Source organism: Dictyobacter halimunensis, assembly GCF_036245075.1.
Map to the genome: position 1 here is coordinate 459,268 of NZ_BSRI01000002.1, position 18,381 is coordinate 477,648.

The following is an 18,381-nucleotide window of genomic DNA, read 5'->3' on the forward strand; positions in this document are numbered from 1 at the left end:
CAATTCAGCATATCGCAGGGTCGAATGCGTGCGAAAGATGTAAGCAGGGAAACAAAAATGGCAACGCTTTGATATAATGAAGTACTACAGGTCCCCACCCCGATCGGTCAGGGGCGGATCATCCGTACGTGGCACGCACCCATTATTCACGTTGCCTGCTTCAGATAAGCATAAAGATAATGGTGTCAATCTTTTTCTATGAGGAAGTAGTAAGCTATGCAACACCCATTACCAGGCCACATCTTGTATGGTGGTGATTACAATCCAGAACAATGGTCAGAAGACGTCTGGCTGGAAGACATGCGCCTGATGAAACTGGCCAACGTCAATATGGTCTCGATAAATATTTTTTCGTGGGCCCTGCTTGAACCAAAGCCAGAGCACTATCATTTCGAGCAATTGGATCGCATTATGGATCTGCTGCACGAGCACGGCATCTCCGCGGACCTGGCGACCGCGACGGCCTCGCCGCCCACCTGGATGAGCCGCCTCTACCCATCGATGCTTCCGGTGACCCGCGAAGGGGTGCGCATGTCGCACGGATCGCGCCAGCACTATTGTCCCAATAGCCCCGATTTTCGGCGCAAGAGCGCGGCACTGGTACAGCGTCTTGCGGAACGCTACGCGCAGCATCCAGCTTTGGAGATGTGGCACCTCAACAATGAATATGGCTGTCATACCAGCCAGTGCTACTGCGATAATTGCGCCGAGGCGTTTCGCGTCTGGCTACAGGATCGCTACAACTCGCTGGAGGAGCTCAATACGGTCTGGGGCACCAACTTCTGGAGTCAGCGCTACTACGAATGGGAAGATGTCCTTCCTCCCCGCATCAGTCCGGCGCAGAATAATCCAGGCCAGACCCTCGATTACTGGCGCTTCATGAATGATTCACTACTCGGCTGCTATCGCATTGAGGAGGACATTCTGCGCGCGGTCACGCCAAATGTGCCTCTGACCACCAACCTGATGGTGGCGTTCAAGCCCGTTGACGCCTATGATTGGGCCAGGCATATGGATATCGTCTCCTTTGATATGTATCCAGCCCCTGGAACCGATCCGGCCTGGAATGCGCTGCACCACGATCTGATGCGCTCCGCCAAAGGAGGTCGCCCTCACATGGTGATGGAGCAGAGTCCCAGCCAGGTCAACTGGCAGCCGCAGAATCCGCACAAGCGGCCCGGTCAGATGCGCCTGCATTCGCTGCAGGGCGTCGCCCATGGAGCCGATGGTATCCTCTTCTTCCAGTGGAGGCAATCTAAAACGGGCGCGGAGATGTTCCACAGTGCCGTCGTTACCCATGAGGGGGATGAGCACAACCGCATCTTCAAGCAGGCTGCGCAGGTGGGAGCCGAGCTGGCAATGCTCTCTGAGAGCGTGGCAGGCACCAGCACCCAATCCGATGTCGCCATTCTAATGGATTGGGACAACTGGTGGGCGGTCGAATATCTGCCCGGCCCCAGCCATCGGCTGAAGTATATGGAGATTGTAGGACGCTACTACCATGCCTTCCATCAGCAAAACATCAGCATCGATATCGTCAAGCCGGATAGCGACTTGAGCAAGTATAAAGTCGTGGCAGCGCCATTGCTGTACATGCTGCGTCCGGGGGTCGCCGATAACCTGGAGGCCTTTGTAAGTAAGGGCGGAACCCTGCTGACCTCCTTCTTCAGCGGTATCGTTGACGAAAATAATCATGTCGCCCTGGGCGGTTATCCGGGGATGCTGCGCAAGCTGCTGGGCATCCACGTCGAAGAGTTTGATCCCCTGACACCAGCCATGCACAACCAGGTGGTCATCAAAGAAGGAGCGCTGGCAGGCAGTTATCCCGCCGAGATGTGGGGTGAGTTAGTGCATCTAGAGGGAGCACAGGCATTGGGAACCTTCGCCGAGGATTACTACGCCGATCAGCCAGCGCTGACCGTCAACCACTTCGGTAATGGTAACGTTTATTACCTGGCCACGCAGAGCAGTCAGCAGTTCCTCGACAGTCTGGCGCAGGAGATCTGCCAGCAGGCAGGCGTCCAGCCCCTGCTGTCGCTCGGAAGCGAGATTGAGGTGACGCGGCGCATCACCACCAGCGGTGCCAGCATCTACTTCCTGCTCAACCACCAGCAGCAGGATCAGCAGGTCACCCTCCCCGATGGCACCTACACCTCACTGCTGGATGGCGCAACGGTTAAAGATCAGCTGACCATCCCGGCGATGGAAGTTGCTATCCTGCAGGCCCGTTAACCGCTCTAAGCTATAAGAAAAGCAGCGGCCAGGAGAGATATTCCTGGCCGCTGCTTTCTCCATGCGTCAAGCCCCGAATCAGATCAGGATGCGAACGAGCTGAAGAGGTTGTTCAGGGATTCAGCGAGAGTGGGATGCGCAAAGACACCATCGCGCAACGTGGTATAAGGCAGCTTGCCAAGCATAGCAATCTCAAGCATCGACATGATTTCTCCGCCCTCCAGTCCCAGGATACAGGCTCCCAGGATCTGGTCGTTATCGGCATCGACAATCGCTTTCATGACGCCGCGTGACTCATCAACTTCCAGGGCGCGCGCGACATACTCCATGGGCATTTTGGCCACTTTGATCTTCCGCCCCTGCTGCCGGGCCTCCGTTTCGGTGAGGCCCACGCGGCCCAGTTGTGGATCGATAAAGACTGTGTAGAGCACGAGGCGGTTGGCTATGCTGGCGTTGCTGTGCTCGATCAGATTGGTGCGCAGGATACGGAAGTCATCATAAGAGATGTGGGTAAAGGCGGGACCACCTTTTACGTCGCCGAGGGCATAGATGCCGGGCACATTGGTTTCCAGGCGATCGCTCACCTGAATATAGCCTCTTTGATTAGCGGTAATACCGGCAGCTTCCAGGTGCAGTGAATCAGAGTTGGGAACGCGGCCAGCGGCGGCCAGCAGGTGTGAGCCGGTCAGGGTACGCTCGCCTTCAGGTGTCTGCGCCGTTAGTTGGATATGCCCGTCCGCGCTCTTCTTGACGCTCTTCGCGGTGCTCTCCAGGAGGATCTCAATACCATCTTCACGCAAGATCTTGAGAACCTCCTGCGAGATATCGGCATCTTCACGCGATAGCAACTGCTTGCCGCGCTGGATAACGGTCACCTGGCTGCCAAAGCGCCGGAACATCTGGGTAAACTCCAGTCCAACATATCCTCCACCCAGCACCAGTAAGTGCTCGGGAACCTGGTCCAGCTCCATAATCGTAGTTGAGTTCAGGTACGGGATCTCTTCAATACCTTCAATTCGAGGAGTTGCTGGACGCTCACCAACATTAAGGCAGATGATCTCACCTCGCAACTGGCGCACCTCGCCATCACGCAGACGCACCTCGACGACTTTTGGCTCGATAAAATAGGCTTCACCCAGCAAGAGATCTACGTTCTCCGATTTTTCCAGGCGGCTCTGGCTGCCACTGCGAAAGCTCTCCACAATGTCGCGCTTGCGCTTGCGCACGACCGTCATATCCACGCTTACCGATCCATGTGTCTCAACACCATAATCGGCGGCGCGCCTGGTTAAATACGCGACGCGAGCGCTGGCAACCATCGTTTTGGTGGGGGTACATCCCTCATTAATGCAGGTGCCCCCGACATGTTCGCGCTCAATAATCGCCGTCTTCTTTCCCGCCTGTCCAAACGCCGTCGCCAGGGGCCCACCCGACTGGCCAGAACCAATAATAATGACGTCATATGGTGTTACAGCTGGCATTCCGTTTTACTCCTCTAGACTAGAAATATCACTACAAGATGTCCTTCCCACCCCATCCTCTACACGCCTGCAAATGCTCAAAAAGAGACAGGCAGAGAAAAAACCAGCAACCTACTCTAGCGAGAGGCGCTGGTCATCCTCGGGGCGGCTCAGTTGATTGCGTAGAACCGCCCTTTCCTGCCGGAGCAGCGCATCGTCAACGCGCTGCCGATGTTTGGGCAGCAGGTTGCGAGGAAGATCGGTGGTTGCGAAGTAGCGGCACTCGCTGGACTCTTCCGTGGTGGTCAGGACTCCACCGATCACGTGGCAGCGAAAGGTCAACACTACCTCTTGCTTCTGTGGCTTTGAATAGACGCCTACCAGTTGCTCAATCTCAACCTTCAGACCGGTCTCTTCGAGGACTTCTCGATGTAGCGCCTCTTCAACGGTCTCCCCAATCTCCATACCCCCCCCCGGTAGATTCCACCACCCGATGTCACGGCGTAACGCCAATAAAATCTGTTCTTCATGAAAAATAAGTGCAGAGACAGCTACACGAAAATTCCTTAGTGAGGAATCGATCATAACCATTTTCTCCCTTGGCAGATGTGCGGGCAGAGGGTACGTTGTCACAGCGTATCTACACCTCAAAGTTTGTATACCGCACGTGCGTTCTCGCGTAGGATAAGACGCGCAAACAGGTATGCTTGCTCCTGATCAAGCTCATCGGCCGCGATCATCTCTTGCAATACCTGCCCGATGATGGCACGTCCACGGACCGCTCCGGCCCAGTACATCTCTGGAACGTGGATACCATCCGAACTATACATGAGTTTACTGACAGGCGCAACACTGAGAGCCTGGCGCGTGAAAGCACACATCTCGAACTTCTCTACCATTGGAATCATGTACGACAAATCAAAATAGACGTGTGGATAGATCGCTGCCAGGTAGGCACCCAGCTGGCTGTAAGGATAGCTTTCATGCAGCAGAATGATCGGCATCGTCTGATAATCGCTGACCTCTAACACCGCACGCAGGTGCAAAGGATTCCCCAACCGCATATCGGTATCGCTATCGCCATAGCCGGTGTGAAATTGGATGGGGACATGTTGCTGCGCCGCCAGCCGGAAGGCGCGATGCAATAAATAGTCAATCAACGGCTTCTGCGCCAGGCGCAACTTCCCCTGACGCTGCACAATCTGGCGTGCCTCGCGGAAAGCAAGCGCGGCCTCATCCTTACTCCATTCACGAATCTCAAGCCCGCAACGATACGCGACAATACTCTTGAGCGAACAATAGCCCTGGCCGCGCAGGTCCTGCAGCGCCTGCTCGAACAGCGCGATGACCGTATCGAAGTCGCTCTGCTCGATCACCAGGCGCTCCATCAATGTCTCTAAACGTAGCATACGCACGGTTCGGCAGCCCGCGGCCCGTTGAATGGTCTGGGGAGAAAAACAATGCTCGGGGAGGGGATGACCAGTATCCAGGATCAGCGTATCGATATGGGCCGCGCCCACCAGGTGCGCCAGCAGCTCTGTTCCCTGGAAACGATTGTGGGCGGCCAGCACTTCCTCTTCAACTGGTGCACACGCGTAGACGGTCGATAGCTGCCTCAGCAGCCAGGTATAATAGATGGTGTGCTGCACATGCTTTTGCGCAAAATCGGGATGCGTCGCCTCGGTAAAATAGCTGCGAAAGCGCAACACGTCCATCTGCTGCTCAAGAAGAATCGGATGGCAGTGATTATCGACCACGGCAATATGTTGTAAGTCCAGCATACGTTATACCCCTGACCTCCCAATGTATAAGTCAGGCCGGGCACAGCTACAGTCAGCGTCCCACCTGAATATGTGTACATTATAGAACAATGCCGCTAAACTTTGCGTAATCTACATATTCATATTTTACACATTGATATGTACCAGAACCAACGGAGCATTGCAGCGACGGCTTCTACTTCGGTACCATAACTATAGCAAAAAATCGCACCGGCAGGTGCTATAATAAGGGTACAATAGACTTTTTCTTTTACAGCCAGACCAGGAACAGCCCATGCTTGTCGCATATGGTCCCGATCAACATACAGTGATCGCAGGTGAGACACCGTTTACACAGCTCCAGCAGTGGTCCCGCAACCATCAGTTATATTGCCCGAATTGCCGTGGCGTTGTCCATATCCGTGGTGGAGCAGAGAAACGTACGCAGGTCCATTTCGCGCACCAGAAGGGCGAGTGTGCGTGGAGTACAGAGGCCGAATCGATCCGCCATGCACAGGGTAAGCTGGTATTGGCCCAATGGCTGCGCCAGCAATATCCACAGGCAGCTATCTCTCTGGAGAAACGGCTGCCAGAGCCGAACCGCATCGCCGACGTTTTTCTGCAACACACCAATGGACAGCAGTGGGCCATCGAGTTCCAGTGCGCTCCCCTCGATATTGAAGAGTGGAGGATGCGTCACCAGGCATATCGCAAGGCGGGCATCACCGATTGCTGGATCATCGGCAATAACCGTCGTGAAAAGCAGGAAGCCTTTATTGAGGCCCTGCTCGCCACTAATCATGAGTTGCTATTCCTGGATCCACTCGTCAATCCTCCACGTACCTGGCTGCGCTGGCCCATCACTCGCCAGCAGGCGTTAGAAAAGCAGCGGGTCCCGGCTGTTGAACAGGCGGCGCATCCTCAGAGCGCCACCATCGATGGCTGGGTGGGACGTACGGGCTATGGCATGACCATTCTAGGCACACTGAATGAGATCCAACTCGATAGGCAGGCCCGGTTGATCCATCCAACACGGGTAGCGCTGGAACAGCGCAGTACCCTGCTGCAAGAGATGGAGGCGGCCACAGCGATAGATGAGCAACAACTGGTAAACTATCTGCGACCGGCCATCAATGATGCCACGCTGCGCTTATTTGTCATCCCTTTGCTGCATGCTTATCAGTTGGACACTGAGCTGGCGCGTCGCTATAACTATGGTCGCGGCCTACCCGATCAGCCGCTGCACCCGGACGACCGGCAACGCATTGATAAGGCCTGCCTCTGGCTACGTGGCCTGGTTATCCATGGCTATACGCAAGAAAAACTACAGCTGGTAATCAGGGAGTTCCCCTTCGCCGGACCCTACGCGGCATTCGCGGGCTACGCGGAGACATTGCTGGCCCTTGCCTCTCAACGGTAAAATACATATCCTCTAACCAATATTTCCCACCACTTTTTTGAGTACAGCCTATACTATAGGTATCTGAAACCAAACGCTTTTGCTACACGTAATCTACTCAGTGAGACGGATTAATCTATCAATAATGCCGTAGCGAAGTACGACTTGTGTATAGAGAAAGGATAAACCGCATGAACAGCTTTGTGAAAGGTATTCTCTTCGGGGTTGGTATTGGTTTGCTCGTCGCTCCTATGAAGGGTGATGAGATGCGTCAGCTGGTCAGTGAGCGTCTTGGCGAACTGCGCGGCTACATTCCTGAAAATGAGCAGATCGACGTCTATAAGGGCCAGATCACCGATCGTGTGAACCAGACCGCTGGCGCACTGAAGGATTATGCCCAGCAGGCGGCGACAACTGTAAAGAGCTCAGCCAATAATCTCAGCAACATTGCTCAGAATGCTGGTACGACCGTGAAGTCCAGCGGCCAGGATGTGGCTAACACCACCAAAGATACCCTGAACTCAACGAAAAACAGCTCATCCAATCTATAAGAGCTAGCCGTCATATAAGTATGGCTCATGTTGGCATGAGCCATACTTATATGATAAAAAAAGATCCGCGTTGCTACTTCTTTCCATTCTATAGCAGCTACAGCGGATCTTTTTTTATGGAGTGAGTCTGACTTCCATCACCCTGAGACACGTGAGCGCCACCGATGCACCAACAACCATATGGCCGTTTCTGCATGTGATATGAGGATATGCATCGCATGCAGAAACACAATTAATATTTATAGAAATGTTGCAGGGCTTCCTCTTCTGGCGATTTGTCCAAAAAGAACGAGGCTTCTTCACGCTTCACAGCGATATAAGATGTGGCCAGCAGTGGCCCCAGTGCGTCAAGCAACACCTGATCTTGCTCTAAAGCATCCAGGGCTTCATTTAAAGACAGGGGCAGGCGACGGATACCAAGCCGAGCACGTTCCTCATCGCTGTAATTCCCCGGATCGATCGCCTGGGCATTCCCAGGCTCAATTTTGTTGATGATACCATCGAGGCCAGCCGCAATCAATGCTCCTATCGATAGATAGGGATTGCCACTGTGATCGGCGCACTTCAGTTCCAGGTTGCTCGAATCCTGTTCGCGCCCCTTAAAGAGCGAGGGCACGCGAATGGCCCCTTCTCGATTATCAAAACCATAGGCTTCATAGGCGGAACTCCAGAAATGGGGGAGCAGGCGGCGATAGGAATTGGGGCTGGCACAGGTAATGGCAACCAGGGCATGCAGATGACGCAACACGCCACCGATAAAATAGAGCCCCATCTGGCTCAGGCCGCCAGGCCGATGCTCATCATAAAAAAGATTTTGCCCGGCACGCGCATGGCCCGTCATTCCCCACAGGCTAAGATGAATATGGGCGCCATTGCCGCCTTGGTCCAGAAAAGGCTTGGGAGCGAACGAAGCGTAGAGCTGAAATAAACGTGACACGCCACGCACCGTTTCACGCACACGCAGCACCTGGTCAGCCGCGGGTAGCGCGTCCGCATGCGCCAAAGATAATTCTTGCTGGGCCGGTCCCAGCTCAGGATGAAACAGTTCAACAGCAAATCCCTGCGCTTCCAGAGCGGCCAGGATACTATCGACGACCATCGCCTGTTCGTCCATACCAACGCTGCTATAGCAGGCGCTATAGTCGGCCGGCACGTACTGACCTTCAACATCCCGGGCCAGGTAAAACTCATGCTCAACCCCAACCTCTGCCCGTATATGGTGCTCAGCCAGGCGGGCCAGCATACGCTTCAAAAAGCTGCGGGGACATGCCTCCCAGGCCTCACCATCCAGGCGCACCATATCACATAACATGCTGGCTGTATTAGGGACGTAGGGGAGCACGACAAACGTCGCGGGATCGGGCAGCAGGCGGAACTCGCCAACCGGTCCCATACCTTCCACAGATGCAAGTGTCTCGACGCCAGTAAAAGCCTGCATTGCCAGCGTCTGCCCTACGCCCTCATGTATGCGATTGCCCAGTTGCCGGGCATGGGTCGCCTTGCCACGAATAATGCCGCCATTGTCACAATACAAGAAACGCACAAGTCGTATCTTCGCCGCCTGAACCTGCTGTATCACATCCCGCGTATCCATAGCGATATTTTTCTCCTCATTTCAGCCTACCTTAACAGAAAAGAGCAATGACATCATTGAAAGTAGTATAACAGAGCAGGTTTAGCGAAACAATAAAACCATATGTATAAGCTTATATATGCAATCAAGCTCAAGGGGATAATTATCTGTTCTAAATCGAGCACAAGCATGCTTGACCTTTAGTTGTATCATTACTGGTCATTCCATCCGTGCAAAAAGTAGCCTATGATATCAGAGTACTTCGGCCGATAAACATATGGAGTTGAAAAAGAGGCCATCAGCGTTGCAGCAGGTGGCGATAGCCTGACAGATGCATCTCCAATAATGAAGCAAAGAAGGAGAGGTAGCCATGGCAGTACAAAGAAGATTGATAGTGGCAGTCTTTAACGAGCGCAGTAGTGCAGAAAGCGCCATAGAGCAACTGTACAATGCGGGTGTAAGCAGCGATCGCATTAGCTATTCTGGCTCGGATGCAGGAAACGCCGGAGGAGGCTTTGTCGAGAGCATAAAAAACCTATTTGGCGGCACCCATACCCGTACGCCAGCTGATGTAATGCACGATCTTTCAAACATGGGGCTGGCAGAGGATGAGGCACAATACTATGCGCAGGAGTATGCCACGGGGCGGACAATCGTAGCCGTCCACCCCGATGAACAGAGTCAGAATGTGCTGGCAATCTTACAGGACAGTGGCGGCTATCATTTTCATAGCCCCGAAGGCACAGGTCCGGCCGCTCAAACGAGCACCGAAACTGAGGTCAAGGAGAACCTGCCTGATTATACGCAAACAGAAACAGGTGGACAATCGTCCGGTTACGATGTCAACCAGCTCACACCAGCAGAGCGCAGTGCTATGGAGCCGGCTAACGAAAGCTATAAGCAAGATGTCAACCAGCCTGAGCAGAGCAGGCAACCAGTTCCAGAAACCAGCCATATCAATAAACAAGGTAGCAATGCGCCAGGATATAGCCCTGGCCCCCAGGATGGTAGTGTGCTCCCAGGCCCCACAGAAAATTATGGACAGGCTGATACATTGCGCCAGGGTGGCACCTATGAGCAAAATGTGGAGCAGGTAAGACCTCCCGAACATCCGGCAGGCCCGGCAGGACCATACAGCCAGGGCATCGAGGGCACAGTGAATACCCCGAAAGAGCCCAATGAGCAGTTTAACCGCAGGCTCGAATCCGAGCCCAACCCCAACTTCGATTATAGTCGTGAGCAGCGCGAGAATCTTGATCGTGAGGACATCTAGAGATGATTCGCTCCTACGGCGCTCAATTGTTTTTGAGGAGGTAGTGCAACACCAGGGACGAGGGCGAATGCCCTCGTCCCTGGTGTTGCACTACCTCCTCAAAAACAGGGTTTGAAACGTACTAGAAGCAGAGCCAATACACATCAACTTCAAGGAGACTATGGATGCTTTATTTCATCACGAAAAGCCTGGCGGGTATCTGCTTTAACATACTAAATATCCTCTTGCTGGGCAATCTGCCCCCTTTCGGCGGTGTCTGTGTGATTGTAGAAAAAGATGAGCACTTTTTGCTTGTAGAGCAGCCAGGCGGAACCCTGGCGTTTCCTGGCGGATTTATGAAATGGAAAGAATCACCCGAACAGGCATTGATACGCGAGGGAAAAGAGGAAACAGGATTAGATCTGCGCCTGCACAATCTAATAGGCGTTCAACCGGGCACCTGCCGGGCGCTGCATCAGATGAGCACGTTAACCCTCATCTATGATGGTGAGATTGCCGGGGGCAGCTTGCGCCCCAGTTCTGAAGGCCGTCCTTTCTGGCTACCGGCGGCCGAACTTCCAAAGAGACTTGATCCATACTTTCAAACCATGCTAGAGCAATACTGGCGCTATCATGCCTTGCACGGCACAACCTCCACAGAACCTAATCCGCTATAGACCATAATTCGGCTATACTACGGCCCGCTATGCGCGCACTTGAAAGGTAACCGGCAGATGACGCGGTCCCATAATGAAGACACTACGAATAGTTTCGATAGGCTGAAGCCGCTCACGGCGAATGTGCTCGAAGCGCTCTAGCAGGATGCTCAGCGCGATTTTCGTCTCCAGACGTGCCAGGGGCGCCCCCAAACAAAAATGAATACCATGTCCAAAGCCCAGGTGCCGATTAGGGGCACGCCCAATGTCAAAGCGCTGCGGATCAGGAAACTGGGCCGGATCAAAGTTGGCGCTGGCCAGCCAGCCAATAATCGACTCTCCAGTAGAAATCTTACACCCATGTATCTCAACCGGCCGCGTGGCATAGCGGCCGACCAGTAAGGCTGGTGGACGATAGCGTAAGACCTCCTCGATTGCCTGTGGTATCAGCTCAGGACGTGCATGCAGCTGCTCCATCACCTCGGGATGCTCGTCGAAGCAGAGCAAAGCATTGCCAATCAGATTGGTCGTCGTGATATTGCCTGCAACCAGTAATAGGGAACAGAAGGCCAGGATCCCTTGCTCGAACAACGACTCGCCCTCGATCTGTGCCGCCAGCAAGGCGCTCACCAGGTCGTGCTGCGGCCGCAGACGTCTCTCGGCCAGCACCTGGCGGAAATAGTCATAAAGCTCATCCAGGGTCTGGCGCATGATCGTGCGCACACGCTTATTGTATTCCTCAACATTGTCGCGGCTCAGATCCTCATACTCACTCACCACCATCTGATCTGACCAGTGCTTAAACCGGGCGCGGTCCTCCGACGGAACCCCCAGCATCTCAGCAATCACGATCACGGGCAAAGGGTAAGAGAAGTCCGCGATAACATCCATCTTGCCTTGACGAGTCACCTGGTCCAATAAGTCATTGGTAATCTCGGCGATGCGAGGCGCCATGCTGGCGATGGCCCGCGGCGTAAATGCCTGAGAGACCAGTGAGCGCAGCTGCCGATGGCGCGGGGGATCAGTGGTCAACACGCTCTGACCCTTCGTCATCTCCTCGGGATACTCGGCAAACGGTGACCCATCCGAAGAAAACGTCTCATAATCAGAGGCCAGCTCCAGCACATCATCATACCCAAACACTTCCCAGAACTTTCCCCGCTCGTTATAAGAAACGGGACCAAACTCAGTACGCAGGGCGGTAAAGCTCTCATAAGGATGGAGCAGTTGATCTAATAAATCGCGTGGATTCATCGCAGGTCCGGTGCTTCTTGTGAAGATACGCTCCCACGAAAACACCATCTCCTTTCTCTCGCCGCTAGCTCTTTATCGTTACATACCAATACGTATCATAGTAATGCAAATCGTCCCAGAAAACAAATCAGCGCAACGACATGCTACAATTTCTCAAGCATATAGCTCAACGAGCTGGCATTACTGAGCAGTGTGTGCTTCGTTTAATAAAAAAAAGAGGCATCAATAACTATTTTCAGGTAGGAGAAATCTTCAATGTCTTCTGAATGGCAGCGCGGTGAATATACTATCAGTACCGACAAACAACGCTTAGATATCGACGTGATCCATAACTTTCTCACCCAAGCATACTGGTCAATCGGGGTTCCACGCGAGACGGTGGAGCGAGCCATAGAACATTCAATGCCCTTTGGGCTCTATAAAGGTCTGGAGCAAATCGGCCTGGCGCGCATCGTTACCGATTATACAACCTTTGCTTATATCGCGGATGTCTTTATCCTGGAGCCTTATCGTGGTCAGGGTCTTAGCAAATGGCTGATGGAGGTAATCCTGTCTCATCCTGATCTGCAGGGATTGCGGCGCTGGCTCTTGATGACCAAAGACGCCCATGGCCTTTATCAGCAGTTTGGCTTCAACACGCCCCATTATCCAGATCGCGTTCTGGAAATACTCGATCTCAATGTCTATACTCGCGCAAACAAATAAGCGGTGAGGCGGAGCACAACGATACATTTTACCTCTATGGAAGGTCTGGACAGGTGTTCGATGGGCAGCCAGCATGCGACTTTCGTGCGCGATGGAAACGTGCTATACTCAAGCGAAAAGTTACGTGAACAAGTTTTTCTCAGAGGAATAGAAACACATCCATGCAGCAGCGAGAGACACAGATTATTCAACTCGACCCCAACCACCTGGACGAGCCGTATGCGAGACAGCAGGTCGAGTATGCGGCCCGCTTATTACAAGAAGGTGAGTTGGTGGTTTTGCCGACCGAGACGGTGTATGGTCTGGGCGCCAACGCATTCAATGCACAGGCGGCCGAGCAGATCTTCATCGCCAAGGGACGGCCATTGAGCGATCCTTTAATCGTACATATCGCTGATGAGCATGAGCTGGAAAATATTGTATCGGTGGTACCCGAAGCTGCGAAAAAGCTGGCCGCGGCTTTCTGGCCGGGACCTCTGACGATGATCCTGCCGGCCGGTCCCCGAGTGCCTGGTCTGATTACCTCGGGACTCCCAAATGTTGCTGTACGCATGCCCTCCCATCCGATCGCGCGTGCCCTGATTCGCGCGGCGGGAGTGCCCGTAGCCGCTCCCAGCGCCAACCGCTTCATGCACGTCAGCCCCACCACCGCCCGGCACGCATACATGGACCTTAAGGGGCGTGTTCCCCTGATCCTGGATGGCGGCCCCTGCACGGTGGGGGTTGAGTCTACCATCCTGGATCTCTGTGCCGAGGTCCCTACCATCCTGCGCCCCGGCGGCACCGGCCTGGAAGCGCTGCGCCGCGTGCTTCAAAAGGTTCAACCACCTCAACTAAGACAGATACAGAGCGAAGAAGAAGAAGACCTCACCCAGGCCCAGGCAGCACCAGGACAGATGCGCGTCCACTATTCTCCCCATGTGCCCACTTACCTGTTTGAGGGTTCAGTAGAAGACATGCGCCACGCTATGCTGGCGGAGCTACAAGCTCGCCAGGCACGGGAAGAACATGTAGGGGTTTTGATCGCCGATGAGGATCTGAACGCATTCCAGGAAAGCGGGGCCATTATCTACAGCCTGGGCCATACGCCTGAGCAGGCTGCAACCCGTCTCTTCGCCGGTCTGCGCACCCTGGAAGATGCAGGCGTCAACGTCATCCTCTGTCGCAGCTTCACAGAACAAGGATTGGGATTGGCCATTCGCGACCGTCTGCTCAAGGCTGCAGGCGGCAAGATCACGAAAGTCTAGTCGCTCAGTGCTTTTTGAGATGATGAATTTTGAGGGCGATCTGCAGCGCCAGTCGCAGCTCGGGATCTTCGAGTGAGCGGCCAAGCAGAGCTTCAATGCGGTTGAGGCGGTAGAGCAGAGAGTTACGATGGAAATGCATGGTGCGTGCCATCTCGCTGAGATTGCCGTTGCAGCGGAAGAAGCCTTCCAGCGTCTCAACGTAGGTGCTATCGTTATTGAGCAGCGGGCCTAGCGTCTCATAATAGAAATCATCCAGCTCACTATGCCCATTGAGGTGGAAGAGCAGGCGATAAATACCCAGGCGGGCAAACGAGTGCAGATTCCCCTCGCCAAAGAGACGGCGCCCAATCTCCAGTGCCTGTTGCGCCTCGCGGAAGGAGAGCGGAAGGCCTTGCAGATTCTTCGCGATCCGTCCGATGCCACAGGAATAGGTCGGACGAGCGGTGCCATTATTTTTCTGGGAAGAGATGCGAAAGACGACGCGCTCCAGGCGCGAATAGAGCGAATTCTCAAGCTCCCGCTCGTTTTCACTCTGATCGTCAAAAGGTGGCAGTGGCAGGATCGCGATCACGCGGCGAGCCTCGCTCTGTACCCAGCAAGCCGGCCATTCGCGCAAAAGCTCTTCACGGACGCGCTTATTCCACTGGGCATGGGCACTACTGCTCGAAAAATCATGCTCACCAGGCGAAATCTCAAACACGACGATGGACTGTGGGGTCGTTAAATCATAGCCCAGCAAACGGGCACGCGCCATCATCTCTTCGGGCTGCTGGTAGTGGCCCTGAATAACATCGGTAAACGCCTCGACCTGGTAGCGGCTCTCAACCTCGGTACGATCTCGTTCACGCGCGAACTCAATGGCGATAATAGGAGTAGCCTGGCCCAGAATGATGCGCTCCAGGTAATCGAAATCACTCTCATTGCCGATCAGAGAAAGGTAACCGGCGATCTCATGGCGACTACTGGGAATAGGTTCCACCACGCGCACTAATCCCTGACGACGGAGCTGTTCATCGGTTAGTGGACTGGGCAACGCCAGAGGGGCGACATTGGCGGGTGCCGCCTGCAGACGCACATGCTGATCAGCATCCTGGATTACCACCCACTTACCGCGGTTGGTCGCAAGATACTCACAGACACCCTGAATACCAGCCCCCTGCAAACTTAATTGCATCAACTGGCTGGCGATCTCGGTTGCTTTACGCTCGGTTTCACCACGAAAACTCACCACGAACGTGATCACTTCCCGCTCAATCTCTTCAAGCAGAGCATTGAGCGGAAGCAAAATCAGAGGCAGATGCATCTGATCGGCGAAATCTCGCGCTTCCGCACCCAAAGCCTCCACAGACGGCGCAGCAACTGCAACAACCGCTACGCCAGCCTGATGCAGACTCTTCAGGAGATGGGGGAGGGTCTCATCCAGGCGCCGCAACTGTGACAGCGTCAGTAAAGCGAGCTCTCCGCCCTGCACGCTTTCGAATGCAGGCAAGCGAGAACGCATACGGCACGCCCACGTGACACGGCGCTCCAGACCCCCTCCGCCAGCTACTAATTGTGCATCACGTGAAGCGAGCAGAGTTAAGATGTTTCGGACTGAAGCCGAAGATTGTGATTGCGACGGGGATAAACTGCTCATAACTCACACGCAAACTAGCAGTGCACAAAGTAATACAAATTAACGACGAGCAGTTGTGGGAGCCGAAGCGGCCTTCTGGACACGCTGCTTCTCTTTCAGCTTTCTCGCTTTTTGTAAATGCTTATGCCAGGCAACTTTCTTTGTCTTATTCATGTATTATACAACCTTTCATCTAACAATGTTACTCTTCAATATCGGAATTGCCCTCAAATTCGAACTCGTTCAGATCTTCGGAATCGTCACCACCATCATAGTACTCATCATCGGTCCCCATTTCGTCATCCTCATCGCGGTCATGACGCAAAATGGAGTCCTTGATATAAGCACGAACGGTGTCGCCACTCCCTTGAGAGGGGAAGCTGACGGTACCAAACATATTGGGATGCTGATACTCTTCGCGAATAATGATGCGAACAAGATGCAGATCCAGGGTCAAAATACCCGCGGCATACCGATTACCTTCTTTGATATAGCTGATCAAACGACCCGCCAGACGAGGCTCGACCTGACCGATCGTCTCTTCGGCCGCATTGCGCACCAATAAACGATGGCCATCGACAACCAGATTAACGCGATCCCCGACGCCCAGGCGTGAGAGGACAGGGGCGGGGCCCAGGTTTATCAGTTCGGTCGTGCCGGTCTTGCCCGTCTCTTCAATGAAGAGCCGTGGATCGATCCGATCTACGCCAACGGGTCCTGGAGCGGATGCATCCTGCAACGTCTGCAAGCGATCCAGGTTCTTCTTCGCAATGGTGTTTCCCGGGCTATATTTTAAGGTCTGTGAATACGCCTGTCGAGCTTCGGAATACTGGCCCAACTCACTATACGCCTTGCCCAAACGATTGTACGCATCTGGTTCCTGGGAAAACATATTGAGAATATTCTTATTCGTCAACACCGCTTCTCCCCATTGGCCTTCTTGAGCCTGCCGGATCGCCAGATCGGTCCACTGCTTCTTCAGTCGTAACTTTTCTTCAGCAGACAGTGCTTGTGTCATTAAAGCCTCCTCCAACTTCGTGGATATGTTGTGTTGTATAGCTTACGCACTTAAACAAAAAGCACGCACGATTAACGCAACTTATAGTACAACCGCCTCACCTTGTAATGACCAGGCTGTGGCCCGTTCGATGCGCACGTGTACAAAGTCGCCGGGTTGAAAAACACGCTGACCTTCGGATGATGTGCTATCCGGCACGGGGCAGAACACCAGTTTGTTGCTGCGATTGCGTCCCTTCAACTGCTGGCGCCCATGCGTCATATTCGTGTCCTCAACCATCACTTCCTCTACCTTCCCCACATAAGACTGATTCAGTTCAAACGCGATCTTACCCTGAATTTCCTCCACGGCATGCAGACGGCGCTTTTTTTCTGCCAGGGGAACATCATCCTCCCAGCGGGCCGCGACCGTTCCTGGGCGCACAGAGTAAGCAGCGACATGAACGACATCAAAACGGATCTTCTCCAACAAATCCAACGTATGCTGGAACTCTTCTTCAGTTTCACCGCAGAAACCGACGATAATGTCGGTCGACAAGGTAATATCTGGCCACAGTTCGCGCACGCGCTCAATCCGCTCAACGTACTCATCCAGGGCATAACCTCGCTTCATACGCTTGAGCATGGCATCGTCGCCAGATTGGACCGGAATATTGAGATGCTCACACACCTTTGGAAGATGCGCCATGCGCTCAATCATACTATCCGTCATGTGGCGCGGATAGGAGGTCATAAAGCGGATGCGCTCTAACCCATCGATCTCGCTTAAGTTGGTCATCAGGTCCGCCAGGTCGGGCTGACCGGGCAGGTCCAGACCATAGGCCTCGACAGTTTGGCCCAGCAGGGTCAATTCTTTAGCGCCCTTATCTACCAGCGATCGGGCCTCAATCATGAGCTCATCCATCGGACGGCTGCGCTCGCGCCCTCGGCGATAAGGTACAATACAATACGTACAGACCTTATTACACCCCAGGACAATCGGTAGCCACGCGCTCGGACTCGCCTTGGCCGGCTCTATTTTCGTCGGATAGTGGGCGATACGCTCCCCAGGCTTAGGGGTAATAGCCATGGGAAGTACGGTACGCTTACCGGCACGGCTGGTAGAGGTCGCAAATGTAGGCAGGTCAGGAAAAACGGGAATCTCATCGTCTGTCTCATCACTGGCATCGGGCATAAATTCAATGTCCAGACAGCCAGCGCCAGAGATAGGGGTCCATCGCTCTTCCAGGAAACGCGGTAAAATATCTGCATGTTCAACCTTCATAAACAGATCAATATGCGGGTAGCGCTTTTCCAGCGCATCGATCGTCTTCTGGTTGCCAATCATGCATCCCATTAAAGCTACCAGAAGATCGCTGCGCTCGTTCTTGGCCCGTTTCAATTGAGCAAGCAGATTATGCGCCTTCTCCTCGGGTGCCTGCCGCACGCTACAGGTGTTCAGCACGACCAGATTGGCCTGCTCCATGCTGGCTTCTTCCCACCCTAATTCATCAAGCATAGTCTGAATGCGCTGAGAGTCAGCCTGATTCATTTGACAGCCAACTGTCCAGATATGATATTTTCCCCGTGGAATACTAATTGTGGTCATTTCAGAGCCTCTCTTCGAGCATCAATAGCCTGTGTAGTAGCATATGGGATATCTTTTACCTACTCGTCCTTA

General features: G+C 53.8%; 15 protein-coding genes. 7 read left to right on the top strand and 8 right to left on the bottom strand.

Annotated features, from left to right (window positions below; genetic code table 11):
* The first annotated feature begins 216 nt into the window (after nt 1-216).
* A complete protein-coding gene (locus AABA21_RS15930; RefSeq protein ID WP_338251778.1) occupies nt 217-2,232 on the top strand; it encodes a beta-galactosidase in 2,016 nt (671 codons plus the stop codon).
* Between the two features lie 83 nt (nt 2,233-2,315).
* Here AABA21_RS15930 and AABA21_RS15935 read toward each other — a convergent pair whose 3' ends face one another.
* The 3 genes from AABA21_RS15935 to AABA21_RS15945 form a co-directional block, all read right to left on the bottom strand.
* Complete coding sequence (locus AABA21_RS15935) at nt 2,316-3,713, bottom strand: mercuric reductase (protein ID WP_338251780.1); 1,398 nt, start codon at nt 3,711-3,713, stop codon at nt 2,316-2,318.
* Between the two features lie 111 nt (nt 3,714-3,824).
* The gene (locus tag AABA21_RS15940; protein ID WP_338251782.1) at nt 3,825-4,277 is read right to left on the bottom strand and encodes an NUDIX domain-containing protein; all 453 of its coding nucleotides are present in this window, start codon (nt 4,275-4,277) and stop codon (nt 3,825-3,827) included.
* A gap of 62 nt (nt 4,278-4,339) precedes the next feature.
* On the bottom strand, nt 4,340-5,473 hold the full coding sequence (locus tag AABA21_RS15945) for an amidohydrolase family protein (protein WP_338251784.1): 1,134 nt from the start codon (nt 5,471-5,473) through the stop codon (nt 4,340-4,342).
* 274 nt (nt 5,474-5,747) lie between these two features.
* Here AABA21_RS15945 and AABA21_RS15950 point away from each other — a divergent pair, with 274 nt between their 5' ends.
* Nucleotides 5,748-6,872, top strand: coding sequence for a competence protein CoiA (locus tag AABA21_RS15950; RefSeq protein WP_338251786.1), 1,125 nt, complete (start codon nt 5,748-5,750; stop codon nt 6,870-6,872).
* Between the two features lie 170 nt (nt 6,873-7,042).
* On the top strand, nt 7,043-7,402 hold the full coding sequence (locus AABA21_RS15955) for a YtxH domain-containing protein (RefSeq protein WP_338251788.1): 360 nt from the start codon (nt 7,043-7,045) through the stop codon (nt 7,400-7,402).
* A 232-nt stretch (nt 7,403-7,634) separates the two neighbouring features.
* Here the strand turns inward: AABA21_RS15955 and AABA21_RS15960 are convergent, their stop codons facing one another.
* Nucleotides 7,635-8,996, bottom strand: a complete 1,362-nt coding sequence (locus AABA21_RS15960) for a glutamine synthetase family protein (RefSeq protein ID WP_338251790.1) — start codon at nt 8,994-8,996, stop codon at nt 7,635-7,637.
* Nucleotides 8,997-9,345: 349 nt separating this feature from the next.
* Here AABA21_RS15960 and AABA21_RS15965 point away from each other — a divergent pair, with 349 nt between their 5' ends.
* Entirely contained in the window at nt 9,346-10,248 is a 903-nt protein-coding gene (locus AABA21_RS15965) for a hypothetical protein (protein ID WP_338251792.1), read from the top strand.
* A 164-nt stretch (nt 10,249-10,412) separates the two neighbouring features.
* Complete coding sequence (locus AABA21_RS15970; protein WP_338251794.1) at nt 10,413-10,904, top strand: NUDIX hydrolase; 492 nt, start codon at nt 10,413-10,415, stop codon at nt 10,902-10,904.
* Between the two features lie 27 nt (nt 10,905-10,931).
* On the opposite strand, the gene AABA21_RS15975 is transcribed toward AABA21_RS15970, so the two are convergent.
* The gene (locus AABA21_RS15975; RefSeq protein ID WP_338251796.1) at nt 10,932-12,137 is read right to left on the bottom strand and encodes a cytochrome P450; all 1,206 of its coding nucleotides are present in this window, start codon (nt 12,135-12,137) and stop codon (nt 10,932-10,934) included.
* A 255-nt stretch (nt 12,138-12,392) separates the two neighbouring features.
* On the opposite strand from AABA21_RS15975, the gene AABA21_RS15980 reads away from it, so the two are divergent.
* Nucleotides 12,393-12,842 (top strand): GNAT family N-acetyltransferase, encoded by a 450-nt coding sequence (locus AABA21_RS15980; RefSeq protein WP_338251798.1) that lies wholly within the window; start codon nt 12,393-12,395, stop codon nt 12,840-12,842.
* A 161-nt stretch (nt 12,843-13,003) separates the two neighbouring features.
* Nucleotides 13,004-14,089: an L-threonylcarbamoyladenylate synthase gene (locus AABA21_RS15985; RefSeq protein WP_338251800.1), complete on the top strand. Its 1,086-nt coding sequence runs from the start codon at nt 13,004-13,006 to the stop codon at nt 14,087-14,089.
* A 4-nt stretch (nt 14,090-14,093) separates the two neighbouring features.
* Here the strand turns inward: AABA21_RS15985 and AABA21_RS15990 are convergent, their stop codons facing one another.
* The 3 genes from AABA21_RS15990 to AABA21_RS16000 form a co-directional block, all read right to left on the bottom strand.
* Nucleotides 14,094-15,725, bottom strand: coding sequence for a helix-turn-helix domain-containing protein (locus tag AABA21_RS15990; RefSeq protein ID WP_338251802.1), 1,632 nt, complete (start codon nt 15,723-15,725; stop codon nt 14,094-14,096).
* A gap of 181 nt (nt 15,726-15,906) precedes the next feature.
* Nucleotides 15,907-16,722: a tetratricopeptide repeat protein gene (locus AABA21_RS15995; protein ID WP_338251804.1), complete on the bottom strand. Its 816-nt coding sequence runs from the start codon at nt 16,720-16,722 to the stop codon at nt 15,907-15,909.
* A gap of 81 nt (nt 16,723-16,803) precedes the next feature.
* The gene (locus tag AABA21_RS16000; protein ID WP_338251806.1) at nt 16,804-18,309 is read right to left on the bottom strand and encodes a MiaB/RimO family radical SAM methylthiotransferase; all 1,506 of its coding nucleotides are present in this window, start codon (nt 18,307-18,309) and stop codon (nt 16,804-16,806) included.
* Nucleotides 18,310-18,381 lie beyond the last annotated feature (72 nt).

Coding starts and splice junctions, on each gene's coding strand:
- AABA21_RS15930 (WP_338251778.1), top strand. CDS start 217: ATGCAACACCCATTACCAGGCCACATCTTGTATGGTGGTGATTACAAT.
- AABA21_RS15935 (WP_338251780.1), bottom strand. CDS start 3,713: ATGCCAGCTGTAACACCATATGACGTCATTATTATTGGTTCTGGCCAG.
- AABA21_RS15940 (WP_338251782.1), bottom strand. CDS start 4,277: ATGATCGATTCCTCACTAAGGAATTTTCGTGTAGCTGTCTCTGCACTT.
- AABA21_RS15945 (WP_338251784.1), bottom strand. CDS start 5,473: ATGCTGGACTTACAACATATTGCCGTGGTCGATAATCACTGCCATCCG.
- AABA21_RS15950 (WP_338251786.1), top strand. CDS start 5,748: ATGCTTGTCGCATATGGTCCCGATCAACATACAGTGATCGCAGGTGAG.
- AABA21_RS15955 (WP_338251788.1), top strand. CDS start 7,043: ATGAACAGCTTTGTGAAAGGTATTCTCTTCGGGGTTGGTATTGGTTTG.
- AABA21_RS15960 (WP_338251790.1), bottom strand. CDS start 8,996: ATGGATACGCGGGATGTGATACAGCAGGTTCAGGCGGCGAAGATACGA.
- AABA21_RS15965 (WP_338251792.1), top strand. CDS start 9,346: ATGGCAGTACAAAGAAGATTGATAGTGGCAGTCTTTAACGAGCGCAGT.
- AABA21_RS15970 (WP_338251794.1), top strand. CDS start 10,413: ATGCTTTATTTCATCACGAAAAGCCTGGCGGGTATCTGCTTTAACATA.
- AABA21_RS15975 (WP_338251796.1), bottom strand. CDS start 12,137: ATGAATCCACGCGATTTATTAGATCAACTGCTCCATCCTTATGAGAGC.
- AABA21_RS15980 (WP_338251798.1), top strand. CDS start 12,393: ATGTCTTCTGAATGGCAGCGCGGTGAATATACTATCAGTACCGACAAA.
- AABA21_RS15985 (WP_338251800.1), top strand. CDS start 13,004: ATGCAGCAGCGAGAGACACAGATTATTCAACTCGACCCCAACCACCTG.
- AABA21_RS15990 (WP_338251802.1), bottom strand. CDS start 15,725: ATGAGCAGTTTATCCCCGTCGCAATCACAATCTTCGGCTTCAGTCCGA.
- AABA21_RS15995 (WP_338251804.1), bottom strand. CDS start 16,722: ATGACACAAGCACTGTCTGCTGAAGAAAAGTTACGACTGAAGAAGCAG.
- AABA21_RS16000 (WP_338251806.1), bottom strand. CDS start 18,309: ATGACCACAATTAGTATTCCACGGGGAAAATATCATATCTGGACAGTT.